We start from the raw sequence: 17,794 nt of genomic DNA on the forward strand, positions 1-17,794 counted from the left end.
TAGCCACTGAAACCGATGCTTTTTATTCGTGTCAGTCGATTCATTTTGCCCAATAATTTGAGTACTGCTTGAGTACTGAATATCACAATCTAGGTCTTTCAGCATTCAAAGCCAACACAGTTAGGAGCGTCAACACCATAAAAAAAGCCCCAATGAATGGGGCTTTTTTTATTTCAGGTTCAGATTAGTGATCTGAAGCGCCTGAAATACCAATACCTGTTTGCGAACGTACATACTGCGCATCAAATGCTTTACGTTCTGCTTGTGCACGTGCTGAGTTATCAGTCACAGAGAACAACCAGCAGCAGAAGAACGCCAATGGCATTGCAAAGATTGCTGGACCATTGAATGGGTTCACTGGCGTTTCAGAAATACCCAATGTATCGACCCAAACGGCTTTAGATAAGATAATTAGTGTTACTGCAGTCACTAGACCAATCACACCACCAATCACCGCACCACGTGTGGTTAAACCTTTCCAGAACATTGACAGTACAAGCACTGGGAAGTTGGCACATGCTGCTACAGAGAATGCTAAACCGACCATGAAGGCAACGTTTTGTTTCTCGAACAGAATCCCTAAAATCATTGCAAAAATAGCAAGACCTAAAGTCGCGATTTTAGACATACGAAGTTCAGATTCAGGAGTCGTTTGACCTTTCTTGAATACGTTTGCGTACAAGTCATGCGAGATTGCTGAAGCACCTGACAAGGTCAGACCTGCAACAACAGCAAGAATCGTTGCGAACGCCACTGCTGAAATGAAGCCCATGAACAAGTCACCGCCCAATGCATCAGACAAGTGAACCGCTGCCATGTTGTTACCACCAACAAGCTCTAACTTACCAGTTACAGCCATTTTCGCGACATCAAGGAACTGTGGGTTGTTCGATACATAAAGGATCGCACCAAAACCAATGATGAAGGTTAAAAGGTAGAAGTAACCAATGAAACCTGTTGCTACAACCACTGATTTACGTGCTTCTTTAGCATCTTTAACGGTAAAGAAACGCATTAAGATGTGTGGTAAACCCGCTGTACCGAACATTAAAGCCAAACCTAAAGAAATGGCATCAATTGGGTTCGCTGCAAGTTTACCTGGGCCCATGATATTGCCCGCTTCTGCTAAAGAAATGTCATGTACTTTAGAGAAAACTTGAATTGACTGGGTGAACATTTCGGAGAAGCTGAAGCCCACGCCTTTCATCACCATGAAAGCCATGAATGTCGCACCAGATAAAAGCATCACAGCTTTAATAATCTGTACCCAAGTTGTTGCTAACATTCCTCCGAAGATCACGTAAGCCATCATCAGAAGACCAACAATCACTACAGCAATGTTGTAGTTCAAACCAAATAAAAGTTTGATCAGCTGACCTGCACCCACCATCTGAGCGATCAGATAGAATGCAACGACAACCAATGAACTCACTGCTGCAAGCGTACGTACTGGTTTTTCTGCTAAACGGAATGACACTACGTCAGATAAGTTGAACTTACCTAAGTTACGTAGACGTTCAGCCACCAAGAACAATACGATTGGCCAACCCACCATGAAACCCAATGAATACAGCAAGCCGTCAAAGCCTGAACTGAAAACCATTGCGGAAATACCCAAGAATGATGCTGCGGACATATAGTCACCCGCAATCGCTAAACCATTTTGGAAACCTGAGATCCCGCCACCTGCTGTATAGAAGTCAGCAGTATTGGTGGTTTGTTTTGCTGCCCATTTGGTGATGAGCAAAGTAAATCCGACAAAGATACCAAACATGATAATGGCATGCCAGTTTGTCGCTTGCTGTTGAGCCTCACCCAAATCTGGGCCTGCAAGTGCTAGGCTCGAAGCCAACAGTGCTGTAGCAGCGACTGTAAGCGCTTTCAATGAATTCCATTTCATTAGTGCTGTCCTTTCTCTTGCGCAATGGCTTCAACTTCACGCATTGCTTCTTCATTTAATGCGTCGAGTTTGTTATTCGAGATATACGAATACACACCACACAAAACAAAAGACAATACAATAATGCTTAGACCCAATGGCATGCCAATCGTGGTCACCCCACCACTGACTGAAGTCATTAAAAATTCTTTGTTGTAGCCGACCAACAACATGAAACCAACGTATACAACCAACATAATAGTTGTCAGTGTCCAGCTCAGTTTACTTTTACGACTAACCATTTCCTTGAATTTGGGATTTTGTAGAATCTGTTCTACTTGTCTCTCATCCATAACCATACTCCTGTGTGTATCCAACCGTAGATACAATTTTTTAATTCGAATTATTACATTTGCTAAAGTAGCAAGCTTCTGTATTGGTTGTAATTTAGACTTTGGTCTGTAAATTTTAAACAAGCCCAGCAGCCTCTATCCGAGATGCGCTATGATGGACGAGATGATGGAAAAACTTTAGGTAAAATGAACAGCTGGCTCATTATCGGGGTATTGGCCCTCTATATCGTCTTACTCTTTATCTGCGCCTTTTTTGGTGAGAAACACGCCAGCCGCCTGAGCACGCGTGGGCGCATGCTATTGTTTAGTTTAACTTTAGGGGTCTACTGTTCATCTTGGACCTTTTATGGCGCAACAGGTGCAGCAGTTCGTGAAGGCATTATCTTTCTGCCGATCTACCTTGGCCCACTACTTTTCGTCGCACTGGGCTATGACATTTGGCGTCGTTTAGGCCGCGTCCGTCAGCACCATGCTATTTCATCGATTGCCGATTTTGTTGCTGCACGCTATGGTAAAAGTGGGCCTTTGGCCTCAATGGTGACTATCCTCGCCGTCATTGCGATTATCCCTTACCTTGCCCTACAGCTACGTGCCATTGCACTCAGTGCCGCGGTGATTTTAGAACCTACCGCAGGCAGCATCGCCTCCACCACCAACGGTGTGCTATTCCTCACCGGTATTTTGGCCATTTTAGCCATGATTTTCGGGACCAGACAGATTGCCAATACAGAACAGCATGGCGGTCTGATGTTGGCGGTTGCCTTCGAGTCTTTTGTCAAACTGTTTGCTTTGCTATGTGTCGCGCTCTTTTTCGTGTTTGCTGCACCTGAAAACATCCATCAAATTTCCAAAGATGTCGCAGAGACTTTCCATCAAGTACAACTCATTGGTGTACCCGATACATTTTGGATTCAAACCTTATTGGCTGGACTCGCGATCATTTGCTTACCGCGTCAGTTCCACGTCGCTGTGGTCGAATTGCGTGATGAAAAGCATATTCGCGGGGCACGTCGCTGGTTCGCAGTTTATTTAGTTTTAACCATCATTGCCATTATTCCCATTGCCAGTTGGGCGCTGCATGCAACGCCAGGTTACTTAGCGATCCCCGATGTCGCAGTTTTGTCTTTACCCCTAAGTTATGGCCAAGACTGGTTAACCCTATTGGCCTTTTTAGGTGGATTTTCTGCCTCTACGGGTATGCTGTTGGTGTCTTCAGTGGCCCTGTCGATCATGCTCAGTAATGACTTGATCATGCCTGCCTTATGGCGTACCAATTTACTGTCCCGCCACGATAAGCGCTTACCCTTGGTACTTAAATTTACCCGTCGGGTCTGTATTTTAGCCGTCATGTTATTGGGCTTTTTGTTCTTCCATTTCTTTAATGACATCGACCAACTTTCAGTCTTTGGCTTATTGGCCTTTAGTGCGGTGGCTCAGTTCTCACCTGCCCTCATAGGTGGTCTGTACTGGCGTGGCGGCAGTAAACAAGGCGTCTATGCAGGTTTATTGGCCGGTTTTGGTATGTGGGCCTACACCCTGTTATTACCCACTGTACTTCGCAGTTTGCCTGCTGAATATTCACACTTTACCGAAAGCTTTCTTAATTCCGGTCCAATGGGCATTAACTGGTTACGCCCTGAAGCCCTGCTCGGTTTTGAATCCTTTGCCGCACTTACTCATGGGGTGGTGTGGGCACTGGGTCTGAATATTATTTTATACATTTGGATTTCCCGAATTTTCCGCCCCAGCGTGGCCGAACAAATTCAAGCAGAAAGCTTTTTCTATTATGAAACCAAGCCACTGCCAACACAGAGCACGTCTACAGACATCAACTACATTCATCACGATGTTGCACGTTTAAAAGTCGGTGATTTAATCACCTTAGCCAAACGGATTACAGGCGATGGCGCAACCATGCGCGCTTTCCAACAGTTCTGTGCCCAAAACAATGTGGTGCTGAATGAAAATAGCAATGCCAACGGCATGTGGTGGCGTTTTACCGAACAATATTTAGCAGGGACCATTGGCGCTGCATCGGCGCGTACCCTGCTCACCACCGCAATGGTCAACAATGGCCTCGCTTTGGGGCAAGTAGCAAACATTCTAGACCAAGCCTCACAGTGGCAACGTTTTAATCAAAACCTGATCATGACCATGATTGACCACATGACCCAAGGGGTGAGTGTGGTCGATGAAAATATGTGTTTGGTGGCATGGAATAACCAATATTTAAAACTGTTTGATTATCCAAAAGATATTGTCTATGTCGGTTGTCCGATTTCTGATTTGATTCGGTATAACGCAGAGCGCGGCGAATGTGGCCCGGGTTCGGTCGAAGAACATGTGCGTAAACGGATGCACTGGATGCAAGTCGGTAGCGCACATGAGTTTGAACGGATTCGTAAAGATGGTCGTGTCATTCAAATGCGCGGCAACCCAATTGAAGGTGGTGGCTTTGTCACCACCTTTGCCGACATTACTGCCTTCCGTGAAAATGAAGCCATGCTGGAGGCGCGTGTCCAAGACCGAACTCAACAGTTAGCAGATGCATTATCTGAGCAACAACTGGCACGTGAACAAGCCGACAAAGCCAATATGTCGAAAAGCCGCTTTATTGCCGCGGCCAGTCATGACTTACTGCAACCGATGCATGCTGCACGTCTGTTCAGTACGGCTTTAGAACAAAGCGTACAAAGTGAAGAAGACCGTAAAACCCTACAACAGCTTGATCGTGCCTTACACGGTGCAGAAAGTATGTTGTCTGCCCTGTTGGATATTGCCCGTCTTGAAGGCGGCACCATTCAACCCAACCGTCAGGCTTATCCGCTGCATGATTTACTCAGTGACCTCGAATTGCAGTTTAAATCCATTGCCGCACAGCGCTGTATTCGTTTCAGCGTACATGATGCTCAGTTCTGGATAGATACCGACCCACAATGGATTCGCCGTATTATTCAGAACTTTGTCAGTAATGCCCTACGCTACACTGCCAAAGGCAAAGTGGTGGTGGGTGTACTCCGCTCCACGGACAAGCCACGCCATATTCGAATTGGAGTATGGGATACTGGACCCGGCATTGCAGAAGAACAACGGATTAAACTATTCCAAGAGTTTGAGCGCTGTGGTCATACCTCACCGTGGGGTGAGCAAGGGCTTGGCTTGGGTTTGGCCATCGTACAACGGATGACCAGCCTGCTCGACTACCCAGTGCATGTCTATTCAGAGTATGGCAAAGGGTCATGCTTTATGATTGAAGTACCAATCATTGACCCACCAAAAGTCGTGGCAGCGCCTGTGCAAGCGGTTCCACTCAAAACCAAAGCCTATAAGATTTTGTGCTTGGACAATGACGAAACCATTTTAGAAGGGATGTCGACTTTACTGACCAAATGGGGCTATCAAGTGTTTAAGGCAACCGAGCCTGAGCAAGCTTTTGAGATGATTCAGCAAGAAAACATTCAGGTCTGGTTGGTCGATCAGCACTTAAATCATGACAAAATTGGTTTGGACTTTATTTTGGCCAATCGCCAAGAAAATGTACCTGTCGCTTTGATTACCGCAGACTCAGATCCTGAACTGCCACAACGGGTCAAAGATATGAATATCGTGCTTTTGAAAAAACCATTAAAACCTGCTTCTTTACGAGCATGGTTATCGGGTTTAAAAATTTCAAATCCTGAATAAATTCACTACATTTGCTCACAAAACCCAAGTCAGATGACTTGGGTTTTGTCTTTTTTAGGCCCTGTATATACGGCAAACTGACTAAAGTTTTAACGGTTTCGACCAAAGTGCTCATTTCCAGCTCTTTGAAGCCCAATAATATTGACTAAAAATTCCACATCCATTTTTACTATGGCAAAATACACCAGTTACATTAGTGAACACTTGTATACTTAGTTACAATTTTTCAAGTATTTGTTTTATTTAAACTAAATATGTATAAAAACACAAACTACGACTTTAGTCGTATTCATCTCCACAGGAGATTGGCAGATAACTAGGACTAAGAAAAGATCAGTTTTTCTACCTATATCCCTCTTCCTTCGCTGAAGAAACTGATCATCTTTCTCTTGGAGTTTTATGATGAACATTTCTAAAGCAATGCCACATGGCTCAGATCAGTCGCAACAATTTCTGCGCCAGTATAGTGCCAATGCCTTTTTACCCAGTATTGACTGGGTCGAAGTCTTTAAACAAAGTAGACTCAACGAGACACATGTTCGGGCCTTAGATACGCTGTATCACACCGCTATTCCCCTCGCATTACAAGTGTTTGAACAACTCGACTTTGATGTGTTTCGCCCCGCGGCTTACCAACCGCAAGGTTTAGGTCTATTTGAAAAACTTCAGCAACAAGAAGACCCGTTCTTGCTGGCATTGGAAGCCGAATCCAGCGGACTCAGTGAAGATGTGCGCCATCAAATTTGGAGCATGCTCCTTCGCGGCGGTGCAGTTTTGGTGTTTAAAGCATGGCTCGGTAAAGTCAAAACCGATCAGGATCAACTCGACACCACCCAGTTTGACCAATTGTCGGATCTGCTCTTTATTAAAACACCACCGCAAGTCTTGGCGGATCGTTTAAGTATTGATGCGCAAGGAACACAAGACCATATTTTCCTCATGTATGACAACGAAATCTACTTAGACCGTTTCAACAGCTTGGAAACAGCGGCTTTATTTGTCGATCTTGGCGTGTATGATGCGGCCTTTTTAAGTCTGCGCGATGACCGCGTTGCGGCTTATTTGAAACAACAGGGCTATGTCTCTGAAGAGCAAATTGATGATCTGCAATGTGCTTTAAATCCTTTATTTTGTACCGATGTCACCAGTAAACAAAACTGCTTGGCTTAAACTTTAGACCGAAAAAAAGCGCTGATGATTCAGCGCTTTTTTAATTCAATAGATCAGCTTACATGCGTTTTTCTTCAATATTTAAGGCATTGATCGCGAGTACCGCTTGAGTTCGGTTTTGTACCCCGAGCTTACGGAAAATCGCGGTCACGTGTGCTTTAATTGTTGCTTCTGAAACATCGAGTTCATAGGCAATCTGCTTGTTCAGCAAACCTTCTGCCACCATCATCAATACACGGAACTGCTGCGGCGTTAAGGATTGAATCCGCTCAGCCAGTGCAGTTTCATCGGCAGCACGTGGGTCAAAGTTCATGTTAGCAGGTAAATTTGGCGGCAACCAAATTTCACCATCTAAGACTTCGCGAATTGCTTCGCCAATATGACTTGGATGTGCCGACTTTGGAATATACCCCATCGCACCATGCGCAATTGAACGCTGAATGATTGAAGTCTCTTCATGCGCTGAAACGACAATAATCGGTAATGATGGATACTGGGCACGAACGTGTACCAATGCAGAAAAACCTGAAGCACCTGGTAAGTTTAAGTCCAATAGCACCAAATCAGGTTCAGGACCTTTTTCAAGGCGTTCATAAAACTCGTTTACTGCGGCTGTTTCATGAATTTGAGCTTGCGGTAAGCTATAACGAACAGCTTGGATTAACGCATGGCGAAACAGCGGATGGTCATCAACGATTAATATATTCATAAGCAACGAGAGATTTCGAGTGCACTAGTCTTGACTATTCTAACCATACAAGTGCCGATAAGGATATGCAAAGTCTAACTTTTTTTCACTTTATCACGCTTTAGGCAGGAAAATAGCATCAATTCCAAGTCGATATTGAAATATAAATAACTAATCACATTTTGATATAAAATTTATCAGCACATCGAAAAAGGTTATTTATTTTAAATATATACATAAAATACAAACATTTAATAAAAATTTTAGCAGCCTTTTTCAAGCTCAACAGATATATCTTAAAATCAGATAACTTAACGCTATTTCTTTATTTTACAGACCAAGTTCAGATATTAGATAAATAAGCCCATTCCGAGATACAACACTTTAGGGCTTTCCTTATGTCTACTTTACTGCAAAAACCACTCAATATTGTCGCTGTGTCAGGCGGTTTAAATACCCCGTCTAAAACTGAGGCTTTGGTACAAGAAATTTTAAATGAACTGGGCGATGCAACCCCAATCCATGTACATTTCATTAAATTCAGCGAAATTGGCCATTTACTCGGTGGCGCGATTTACCGCAATCAACTGCCACAACGTGTGCAAGATGATTTAGCCGCAGTCGAAGCTGCCGATGCGTTGATTGTTGGAACACCAGTTTACCGTGCTTCATTTACTGGTTTGTTTAAACACTTTTTCGACTTTGTTGAGCAAACGGCGCTGGTCGATGTACCGGTACTGCTTGCAGCCTCAGGCGGCAGTGAGCGTCATGCGTTGGTACTGGAGCATCAACTTCGCCCACTATTTAGTTTCTTCCAAGCGCAAACTTTACCTATTGGAGTCTATGCCACAGACAAAGACTTTACACCCGCGTATACCATCCACAGTGAATTATTACGAGATCGCATTACTCTTGCTGTGGCCCGTGCTTTACCCATCCTAGAATGGGCACCTGCCAAAGGTCAGCGTGCAGAAGTGGTGAAAGAAAAGACCCAGCTTGCCAATCAGAACTTGGGTATCAACACGCAAATCGAACAAGACGATGTACTGCCTTCAGCCGCGGTCCCGAATTTAGATGCAGCCGAGTCTCGCTTGCATCAGAAAAAAGCCAAACCACAGGTCGCTTAACGCAAAAAGCATTGAGAGGGTTTTCACATGTCACAACAGAATAAAAATATTACGTTTGCTTATTGGGTTCCCAATGTCAGCGGTGGCTTAGTGGTGAGTAATATTGAGCAGCGCACAGACTGGAGTTATGACTATAACGTCCGTTTAGCGCAGGCTGCGGAAAAAAATGGCTTTGACTATGCTCTAACTCAGATTCGTTTTACTGCGGGTTATAATGCAGAAAACCAACATGAGTCGGTCAGTTTTAGTCACGGTATCTTAGCCAAAACCAGCAAACTCAAAGTCATAGCCGCTATTTTACCTGGCCCGTGGAAACCCGTGCTTGCCGCAAAACAGCTTGCAACCATCGACCACTTAACCCAAGGGCGTATTGCGATTAATGTGGTCAGTGGTTGGTTCCGCGGCGAATTTGATGCCATTGGTGAAACATGGCCTGAACATGACCAACGCTATGCTCGCTCGGAAGAGTTTATTCGTGCATTAAAAGGCGTTTGGACCCAAGACAACTATAGTTTTGATGGAAAATACTACCAGTTCAAAGACTACACCTTGTCCCCCAAACCTGTGCAAAAGCCGCATATTGAAATTTTCCAAGGCGGCAGCTCTCGTGCTGCACGGGATATGGCTGCACGAGTTTCAGACTGGTATTTTACCAATGGCAATACCCCTGATGAACTCAAAAAACAGATTGATGATATTCGTGCAAAAGCCCAACAGAATGGCCATCAGGTCAAAATTGGGGTGAATGCTTTTATCATTGCCCGAGATACCGAGGAAGAAGCGAAAACGGTTCTGCAAGAAATTATTGATAAAGCCAATATTCAAGCGGTTCATGCCTTTGGCAAGGCCACCCGTGAAGCGGGTGCAGCAACACTGGAAGGTGAAGGCAATTGGGCCAAATCGACCTTTGAAGATTTGGTTCAATACAATGATGGCTTTAAAACCAATTTGATTGGTACACCACGCCAAATTGCTGAACGTATTGTGGAATTAAAAGCCGTTGGTGTGGATTTAATCCTTTCAGGTTTTTTACATTTTATCGAAGAGGTTGAATACTTCGGTGCCAAAGTGTTGCCATTGGTTCGTGAGTTGGAAGCTCAACAGCAATCCGTTGAGACTGCCAAATCTGCTTAGCTCGGTAAGCAACAGACACGAACTAAAAAATAATAATGATAGGTGACTCTATTCTTCCCTCAGGGCTCGGCTTGAGGGTTTTTTTATTGGTGTATAATCCGCACAAAGTAAAAAATAACCATTTTATATGAACAACAGCCAACCCTCTAAATTCATTAATCTTTCTTTGGCCTTTTTATGGGGCTATCAAGGTTTAGTTCCTAAAATCCTTTTTATCAATCCCGATGAGATTGCCATTTGGCAAACTTTTGGGCTTTCCTACGCACAGGCCCAACTGGCAGGTCAGGGCTCAGGTGTGCTTGAGTGTGTTTTTGCTTTATTGTTCCTCTTTAATTCCAGTAAATATCTGCATTACCTCAGTATCTTTAGCTTAGTGTTTTTATTCGCACTGGTCGCTTTGCTAATACCAGACAGTCTCATTCGTGCTTTTAATCCTGTGGTCATGAACCTTGCAATGATCAGTTTATCCATTTGTTATTGCATGCTTCACAGCCAAAAAGCAACGTCCTTTAATTCACAAAGTAAAGGATCCATATGAATTCAAAATCAGGTTGCATCGTCATTACAGGCAGTTCTAAAGGTATCGGCTTGGGTTTAGCTCAAGCCTTCTTGGAACAACAACAAGCCGTCGTGATTTCTGGCCGAAATAGCACAGATTTACAGCGCACCCTGCAACAGCTACGGCATCGCTTTCCCGCTGCGTTGATTCATGCCGTTACTTGTGATGTCACGCAGATCCATGAAGTACAAACGCTTTGGGATGAAGCCATTCAACAATTTGGTGCTGTTCAGATTTGGATTAATAATGCAGGCAGTTGTACAGCGACACTAGACTTTAAAGATCTCGCAGCAGCAGACATACAGACTGTGGTTCAAACCAATATTCTAGGCAGTATGTTCGGCTCACAAGTGGCCTTAAACGGCATGCTGGCACAAGGCTATGGTCAAATTTTCAATATGGAAGGTTGGGGTACTCGAGGCGAATGGAGTGCAGGCATGACCGCCTATGCCACCACCAAACGTGCCGTAGGGTACTTTAGTCAAGCCCTGTTTAAAGAAACCAAACAGACCCACATTCAAGTCGGTACACTCAGTCCCGGAATGGTAGCAACTGACCTACTGGTATCCTCTTGGCAAAATGGCAATGTTCAGCACTGGAACAAAATGAAACGGCTTTTTTTGTTTATTATCGATCCTCCCGAAGTGGTCTGTCGCTATTTGGCTCAACGTATTTTAGAGAATAAACGTCGCCATACTCGAATCGTATGGATGACGCCCTTGCGTCTGTTGCTCCGATTTTTGCGGCCCTATTATTGGCGTCGCAATCCCATTAAAGATACAGCTTTAGCACACCTCAGCTCAAAATAATGCCACATCAAGTTGTAGATCATTTACATTAAACATAACCCCCGAATTAGGAAGACTTCTGATGTACACAGGTATCGTACAAGGCTTAGAGAAAATTTTAGATGTCCGTCAAGGCGACGGTTTTAGCACCCTTGTAGTTTCAAATACACACAACTTTTTTCACGATGTCTTCATCGGTGCAAGTGTAGCCATCAATGGCACCTGCTTAACTGCAACGCACATCGATCTGACCACCAGTCAAGTCCATTTTGATGTCTCAGATTTGACTCGACGCCTGACCACTTTAGGGGCTTTACAGACAGGCGATGAGGTGAATATCGAACGTTCAGCCAAAGTCGGGATGGAAAATGGGGGACACAACTTGTATGGACATATCGAAGGAACGGCTACGATAAAGCAGCTGAGCCGTCACGGCGAGACTCTGCATGTGGATCTCCACATTCCCGAGGGTAATATCAAATACTTTTTCTTAAAAGGTTTTATTGGTCTGAATGGTTGTAGCCTCACCGTCAACCGTGTTGATCGTAACAGCCATGAAATTTCAGTTGATTTGATTCCTGAAACCTTGCGTCTAACCACGTGGGCATCGGTACAAGTCGGCGATGCGGTCAATTATGAAATTGATCAGATGACACGGACGATGGTGGATACCTTAGAAAGCATCCATCAGCGTTAGAACTCTTTAATTTCTAAACGTCTTGCACTTACAAATTTGTATACAGCAACACGATGTATTCCATCAGTACACTAAAATAAAAAATACCGTCTGCTTAAGACGGTATTTTTTTAGGTCGATTTTAGCCGTTTGGATATACTTCTTTAATCAACACTTCGACCACTTGCGGTTCAGCCAGCGTCGATGTATCGCCCAAACTATCTAACTCGTTCGCCGCAATTTTTCTTAAAATACGGCGCATAATTTTACCTGAACGTGTTTTCGGTAAAGATGGTGCCCAATGTAAGGCATCTGGTGTCGCCACAGGACCGAGTACCTTTCTTACCCACTGAATCAGCTCTGCACGGAGTTCTTCCGTTTGCGCTGTGCCCGCTTGTAAAGTAACAAAAGAACAAATTCCCTGCCCTTTGATTTCATGTGGCATTCCTACTACTGCAGCCTCAGCAACCGCCTCATGTGCCACCAAAGCACTTTCCACTTCAGCCGTGCCTAAGCGGTGCCCTGACACATTCAGTACATCATCCACCCGACCTGTGATCCAGTAATAACCATCTTTATCACGGCGTGCACCATCGCCCGTGAAATACGTTCCCGGATAAGTTGCAAAGTACGCTTCGATAAACCGCTCAGGATCCCCCCAAATGGTTCGCATTTGCCCTGGCCATGAATCCTTAATCACCAGATTGCCTTCAGCTTCTCCTTCTAACTCTTTGCCTTCAGCATCAACCAAAGCGGGTTGAATCCCAAATAAAGGACGCGTTGCAGACCCCGGTTTAAGTGGTGTCGCACCCGGAAGTGGAGAAATCAAAATCCCGCCTGTTTCGGTTTGCCACCAAGTATCCACCACTGGGCAACGGCTTTCCCCCACCACTGTGTAGTACCAATTCCATGCTTCAGGATTGATCGGCTCTCCGACGGAACCAATTAAACGTAAACTGCTACGGTCACTCTCACGGACAAAGGCATCCCCTTCACGCATCATGGCGCGGATCGCTGTCGGGGCAGTGTATAAAATCGTCACATTGTGTTTGTCGACAATATGTCCTGTACGTGCCCAACTTGGATACTGTGGAATCCCCTCAAACATCACTGTTGTGGTTCCATTCGACAAGGGGCCATACAGCACATAAGAATGTCCCGTAATCCAGCCTACATCGGCGGTACACCAAAACACATCATCTTGTTTTAAGTCAAACACTTCACGGAAGGTACTATTCACATAAGTTAAATAGCCCCCTGTGGTATGCAGCACCCCTTTGGGCTTACCGGTTGAACCTGAGGTATATAAAATAAATAGGGGATCTTCGGCATTCATCGGTTCAGGTGGACAAATCTCGTTGACGGTCATGATTTCCATGTGATACCACAAGTCACGCCCTTCTTTCAGCGTGATTGGATTGCCTGTCCGGTGTACCACAATCACATTTTGTACCGAGTCTGTCCCGGGTAGATTCAATGCTGCGTCTACATTTTCTTTCAGCGGAATCGGTTTACCCCCGCGCATTCCAGAGTCTGCGGTAATCACAATTTTGGCTTGACTGTCATCAATTCGGCTCGCCAATGAGTCAGGTGAAAAGCCACCAAACACCACACAATGCACGGCACCGATTCGGGCACAGGCCAACATCGAAATGGCCGCTTCTGAAATCATCGGCATATACAGCACTACACGATCGCCTTTCACCACACCATGCTTTTTTAGAACATTAGAAAAACGACACACTTCATCATACAGTTCTGCAAAGGAAATGATTTTATGGCGTGAGGGATGGTCACCTTCCCAAATAATGGCGGGTTTATACGGATGCTCTTTTAAGTGGCGATCAAGGCAGTTAGCACTTAGGTTTAACTGACCATCTGCAAACCATTCAATTTTAAAATTATCTTTATCATAACTGGTGTTTTTAACTTGACTAAAAGGCTTGATCCAATCGAGCTTCAAAGCTTGTTCAGCCCAATATTCATCAGGTTGTTCTATCGATTTTTGATAACGTTCAAAATATTCTTGTTCATTGGTGCGCGCAGTTTTTTCAAATTCAGCAGGTACAGGATAGACTTCTTTCATATCATACTTCCTTATATTCTGACTCTCATCGCGAGAGTTCATGCCACAGTTATTGGTTTATTATTGGACTGCATAACCACAGTATGACGATTGTTTTTTAAACAGATCAACACGGCTTTGGTCGTATATTATTTCTACAATTTAAAACACATTTTATAGTGATCTTTCAATGAGATCCTGTGTTTAATCCGTAACATGAACAAAACTGAACTCAGTAAAGTCGCTCCAGCTAGGCTTTTTTAAGCAGATTGTTACACTTCAGGCTGCGCTATTTCATACATAGAAGCATGACTCAGCGCCTTCATTCCAAAACTCAAGCATTTAAAAAACAGAGAGATAGATTTTTATCCGTCTATCAATCAACCAGAATGCGATAATTTCATACGCTTTTCTCTATTAAATACACACAATTTTCAGGCAAAATATGCCAAATTTTCAGCGATTGGAGCACCAGTGTCAGAACAAACCAATACCTTGAGCGAGGTTGCTCAAGGTACGTCAGAGATGCTACATGACGCGACAGCGAAAACCACGCAAAGTGTAATTGCACATACGGCAAAATATAATGACGCCTATTCCACCATCGACAAATTTGTCGATAGTTTTTGGGAGCGTATGCCTTATTTTTGTATTGCGCTAATTACCTTCGTCATTTTTTATTTGCTCTCCAAACTGTTTAAGCTTTTTGTTCGTAAAGCACTCTCTGATCGTTCTTATACCAAGCAAAACCTTGTTCTAGTCCTGAATCGTGTCGGCAGTTCAGCCATCGTCTTTATTGGCTTCCTGATCGCCATGGTGATTGCGATTCCGGGTTTCACCCCTGGTCAGCTGATGAGTGCTTTGGGGATTGGCTCGGTTGCCATTGGTTTTGCATTTAAAGATATTTTCCAAAACCTACTTTCAGGAATCCTGATTTTACTGGGTGAACCATTTAAGATTGGCGATGACATCATTGTCTCGGGTATGGAAGGTAACGTTGAAGATATTCAAATTCGTGCCACTTACTTACGTGCACCAGATGGTCGTCGTATCGTGATTCCGAATGCGACTGTGTATACCAGTGCGGTCACCGTTAACACCGCCTATCCACGTCGTCGCTGCGAGTTCTTGGTCGGTATTGGTTATGAAGATGACATCAAAAAAGCCAAAGATATTATTTTAGGCATTTTAGACCGAGATACGACCATTTTAAGTCAACCGGGTTTTAGCGTGAACGTCGCTGCACTTGCAGATTTTTCAGTAAATCTTAAAGTTCAATGGTGGGTCAACACCACAGAAACTACGGTATCTGGCTCGATCAGTTCAGTACAAGAATATGTGGTTCAAGCCTTTGCTGAGCAAGGAATTTCTATTCCTTACCCAGTCCAAGAAGTTCGCGTCGCAAAAAATGACAGCTACCCGACAGAAACTTCAACCGCTAAATAAACGCCCTAAAACATAAGGGATCACGGTTTCAGTCCGAATAATACGGTTGCCTAAGCTCACCGCTTGGCAGCCGTTTTTTACAAGTAATTCAACTTCGTAAGGGATAAATCCTCCTTCCGGCCCGATCACAACCGTACAGGGATGCTGAATCGCAAAAGGCATTTTGGCATCGCTATAGGGATGTGCCACATAGGCAGGACAGTCGGCTGAAATCAGGCTGGGCAATTGATCTTCAACAAAAGGCTTAAAGCGTTTATAGATTTCAATTTTCGGGGCAACCGTATCACCTGCCTGCTCTAGCCCCAAAGTCACATACTGGTCCAACTGTTGTAAGAACGGGGTTTGCCAATAACTTTTATCGACCCGATAGCTGTGCAGCAAAATGATTTTTTCAACCCCTAAAGTCACCGCATCCATAATCAAACGACGCAGGACTTTAGGGCGTGGCATCGCGACAATTAAAGTCACTGGTAGTTTGGCTGGTACAGGTTCTTCATATAAGGGTTTTATACGTACAGCTGTTTCAGAGACTTCCATCACTTGCGTAAGATGACGCTTTCCGTTTTGTATCCCGACTTTTAAAGTATCACCGACTTTAAGCTCTAAATGACGATGTAAATGTTCAAGCTGACGCTTAGCACTAATGGACCAGACTTCAGATTCAGTTTGTCGCGGGTCTAAGAGAACGATATTCATAATTTGAAAAAACTACTTTAAACTGTGCGAACTCGTGATATTCAGCAGCTTAATCACTCATAGCCACAAATAACAATATAAATTTAAAGCCCCTGTGTAGGCATGACCCTACTTTTGAAAGAGCAAAAGTAGGCAAAACTCTTTGTTAGGCTGATAGTACATTCCTATACCACAGCCTAACGGTGGCATCCCTGCCACCTCACCGTTCCTATTTTTTGTGAATAGTCTATAAATAAGCATCAATCACTTGAATATGCTTTTTCAAAGAGCCCGTATTTAACTGCATAATCTTTTGTGCCGCTTGATTCAGTGTATTCGCCTGCTCAGTATCCTCTAACAGTGTCATCAACACCGCAGCAGCTTGTTCAGCATCATCAACAACTTTCACCGCGTTGGCTTGTACAAATTCATCGACAATCGTTTGGAAATTAAAATAGTTTTTGCCCAAAACCGTCGGCACATGTAACGCAATTGGCTCTAAAATATTATGTCCGCCACCCGGTTCATTTAGTGATCCCCCGACAAAACAGGCATTAGATAAGGCATACCATAACCACATCTCCCCCATCGAATCGGCTAAATAGACTTGGGTGTCCGCCTCTATGCTTTGTCCCGTACTTCTGCGAGTGGTATTTAAATTTAAACTTTGTGCAACAGCAAAGACCTCATCAAAACGCTCTGGATGACGTGGTACAACAATGCACAACAGTTCAGGCTGTGCATCCAAATATGGCTTAAATGCGCTTAACAGTTTTTGTTCTTCGGGTGCATGAGTACTGGCAATAGTGATGATCTTACGCCCAGCGAGTGACCATTCTTGCTTGAGCTGAGCTGCCTGTTTGACAAACGATTCTGGCGCATGAATATCAAACTTAATACTCCCCACCACCTGTGTTAGCGATGGCACTGAACCAAGCTGAATAAAGCGCTCTGCAGTTGCCTGATCTTGTACCAAAAGCTGATCTAGTCCGTGTAACATCGGCTGCGTAAGGCTAGATACTTTGGCATAGCCTTTGGCTGATTTTTCAGAAAGACGTGCATTAATCAAGATACATGGCACCTGACTCTGCCCCGCTTGGGCAATTAAATTCGGCCAGAGTTCAGTTTCAACCAAAGCCAAAAGTTTGGGCTGATACAATGCGAAAAACTGACGAACTAAAGGTTTTTGATCCGCAGGTAAATATACAGCTTGGAACAGATCTAGATACGGTGCTTTTAAAAATAGTGATTTGGCCCGCGCCTGACCCGTTTTGGTGGTATTGGTCACCAAGACTGGATGACCCGCTTTTAAATAATGCTCGATGAGAGGCTGCGCTGCATTGGTTTCACCCACCGACACCACATGGAACCAAATCGCTTGGCGATTTTTAACCGGTTGAAACGGCCCGAAACGTTCGAGACATTCTTGTTGAAATTGTTCTGTACTCTCTGCACGTTTTTTTATTTTAGACTTATACAGCGGTTTGATCAGCGCAAGTGCTGCGTTATACCAAAAAGGAGTAGCCAAATACGTGCTCCAAAAATCAATG

The 17,794-nt window shown here is 44.2% G+C and carries 14 protein-coding genes; 8 read left to right on the plus strand and 6 right to left on the minus strand.

Annotated elements, in window-relative coordinates; translation table 11 throughout:
- Positions 1 to 184: 184 nt before the first annotated feature.
- Positions 185 to 1,900, minus strand: a complete 1,716-nt coding sequence (locus MF4642_RS01530; protein ID WP_062032020.1) for a cation acetate symporter — start codon at positions 1,898 to 1,900, stop codon at positions 185 to 187.
- Positions 1,900 to 2,232: a DUF485 domain-containing protein gene (locus tag MF4642_RS01535; RefSeq protein ID WP_004691685.1), complete on the minus strand. Its 333-nt coding sequence runs from the start codon at positions 2,230 to 2,232 to the stop codon at positions 1,900 to 1,902. Before MF4642_RS01535 ends, MF4642_RS01530 begins: the two co-directional genes overlap by 1 nt.
- A gap of 186 nt (positions 2,233 to 2,418) precedes the next feature.
- Between MF4642_RS01535 and MF4642_RS01540 the strand changes: the two genes are divergently transcribed.
- Together MF4642_RS01540 and MF4642_RS01545 are read left to right on the plus strand one after the other, a co-directional pair.
- On the plus strand, positions 2,419 to 5,916 hold the full coding sequence (locus MF4642_RS01540) for a PAS domain-containing hybrid sensor histidine kinase/response regulator (RefSeq protein WP_078425162.1): 3,498 nt from the start codon (positions 2,419 to 2,421) through the stop codon (positions 5,914 to 5,916).
- Between the two features lie 402 nt (positions 5,917 to 6,318).
- Positions 6,319 to 7,086: a hypothetical protein gene (locus MF4642_RS01545; protein WP_078425074.1), complete on the plus strand. Its 768-nt coding sequence runs from the start codon at positions 6,319 to 6,321 to the stop codon at positions 7,084 to 7,086.
- A gap of 58 nt (positions 7,087 to 7,144) precedes the next feature.
- Here MF4642_RS01545 and MF4642_RS01550 read toward each other — a convergent pair whose 3' ends face one another.
- Positions 7,145 to 7,795, minus strand: coding sequence for a response regulator (locus MF4642_RS01550; RefSeq protein ID WP_004691689.1), 651 nt, complete (start codon positions 7,793 to 7,795; stop codon positions 7,145 to 7,147).
- A 377-nt stretch (positions 7,796 to 8,172) separates the two neighbouring features.
- On the opposite strand from MF4642_RS01550, the gene msuE reads away from it, so the two are divergent.
- From msuE to MF4642_RS01575, 5 genes are all read left to right on the plus strand, one after another.
- Positions 8,173 to 8,901, plus strand: coding sequence for an FMN reductase (msuE, locus tag MF4642_RS01555; protein WP_078425075.1), 729 nt, complete (start codon positions 8,173 to 8,175; stop codon positions 8,899 to 8,901).
- A gap of 27 nt (positions 8,902 to 8,928) precedes the next feature.
- The gene (sfnG, locus tag MF4642_RS01560; RefSeq protein WP_078425076.1) at positions 8,929 to 10,035 is read left to right on the plus strand and encodes a dimethylsulfone monooxygenase SfnG; all 1,107 of its coding nucleotides are present in this window, start codon (positions 8,929 to 8,931) and stop codon (positions 10,033 to 10,035) included.
- A gap of 127 nt (positions 10,036 to 10,162) precedes the next feature.
- Positions 10,163 to 10,573, plus strand: a complete 411-nt coding sequence (locus MF4642_RS01565) for a DoxX-like family protein (RefSeq protein WP_078425077.1) — start codon at positions 10,163 to 10,165, stop codon at positions 10,571 to 10,573.
- A complete protein-coding gene (locus MF4642_RS01570; protein ID WP_078425078.1) occupies positions 10,570 to 11,403 on the plus strand; it encodes an SDR family NAD(P)-dependent oxidoreductase in 834 nt (277 codons plus the stop codon). The genes MF4642_RS01565 and MF4642_RS01570 overlap by 4 nt, the downstream gene beginning before the upstream one ends.
- Positions 11,404 to 11,464: 61 nt before the next feature.
- Positions 11,465 to 12,079, plus strand: coding sequence for a riboflavin synthase subunit alpha (locus MF4642_RS01575; protein ID WP_078388330.1), 615 nt, complete (start codon positions 11,465 to 11,467; stop codon positions 12,077 to 12,079).
- Between the two features lie 121 nt (positions 12,080 to 12,200).
- Here MF4642_RS01575 and acs read toward each other — a convergent pair whose 3' ends face one another.
- Positions 12,201 to 14,144, minus strand: a complete 1,944-nt coding sequence (gene acs, locus MF4642_RS01580; protein WP_078425079.1) for an acetate--CoA ligase — start codon at positions 14,142 to 14,144, stop codon at positions 12,201 to 12,203.
- 453 nt (positions 14,145 to 14,597) lie between these two features.
- Here acs and MF4642_RS01585 point away from each other — a divergent pair, with 453 nt between their 5' ends.
- Positions 14,598 to 15,569 (plus strand): mechanosensitive ion channel family protein, encoded by a 972-nt coding sequence (locus MF4642_RS01585; protein WP_058870491.1) that lies wholly within the window; start codon positions 14,598 to 14,600, stop codon positions 15,567 to 15,569.
- Here MF4642_RS01585 and MF4642_RS01590 read toward each other — a convergent pair.
- Both MF4642_RS01590 and MF4642_RS01595 read right to left on the minus strand, forming a co-directional pair.
- Positions 15,555 to 16,265 (minus strand): 16S rRNA (uracil(1498)-N(3))-methyltransferase, encoded by a 711-nt coding sequence (locus MF4642_RS01590; protein ID WP_078425080.1) that lies wholly within the window; start codon positions 16,263 to 16,265, stop codon positions 15,555 to 15,557. The genes MF4642_RS01585 and MF4642_RS01590 overlap by 15 nt on opposite strands.
- 226 nt (positions 16,266 to 16,491) lie before the next feature.
- Positions 16,492 to 17,772, minus strand: a complete 1,281-nt coding sequence (locus MF4642_RS01595) for a 3-deoxy-D-manno-octulosonic acid transferase (RefSeq protein ID WP_078425081.1) — start codon at positions 17,770 to 17,772, stop codon at positions 16,492 to 16,494.
- Positions 17,773 to 17,794 lie beyond the last annotated feature (22 nt).

The sequence above is a fragment of the Acinetobacter sp. MF4642 genome (assembly GCF_002018925.1).
Taxonomy (GTDB): Bacteria; Pseudomonadota; Gammaproteobacteria; order Pseudomonadales; family Moraxellaceae; genus Acinetobacter; species Acinetobacter johnsonii.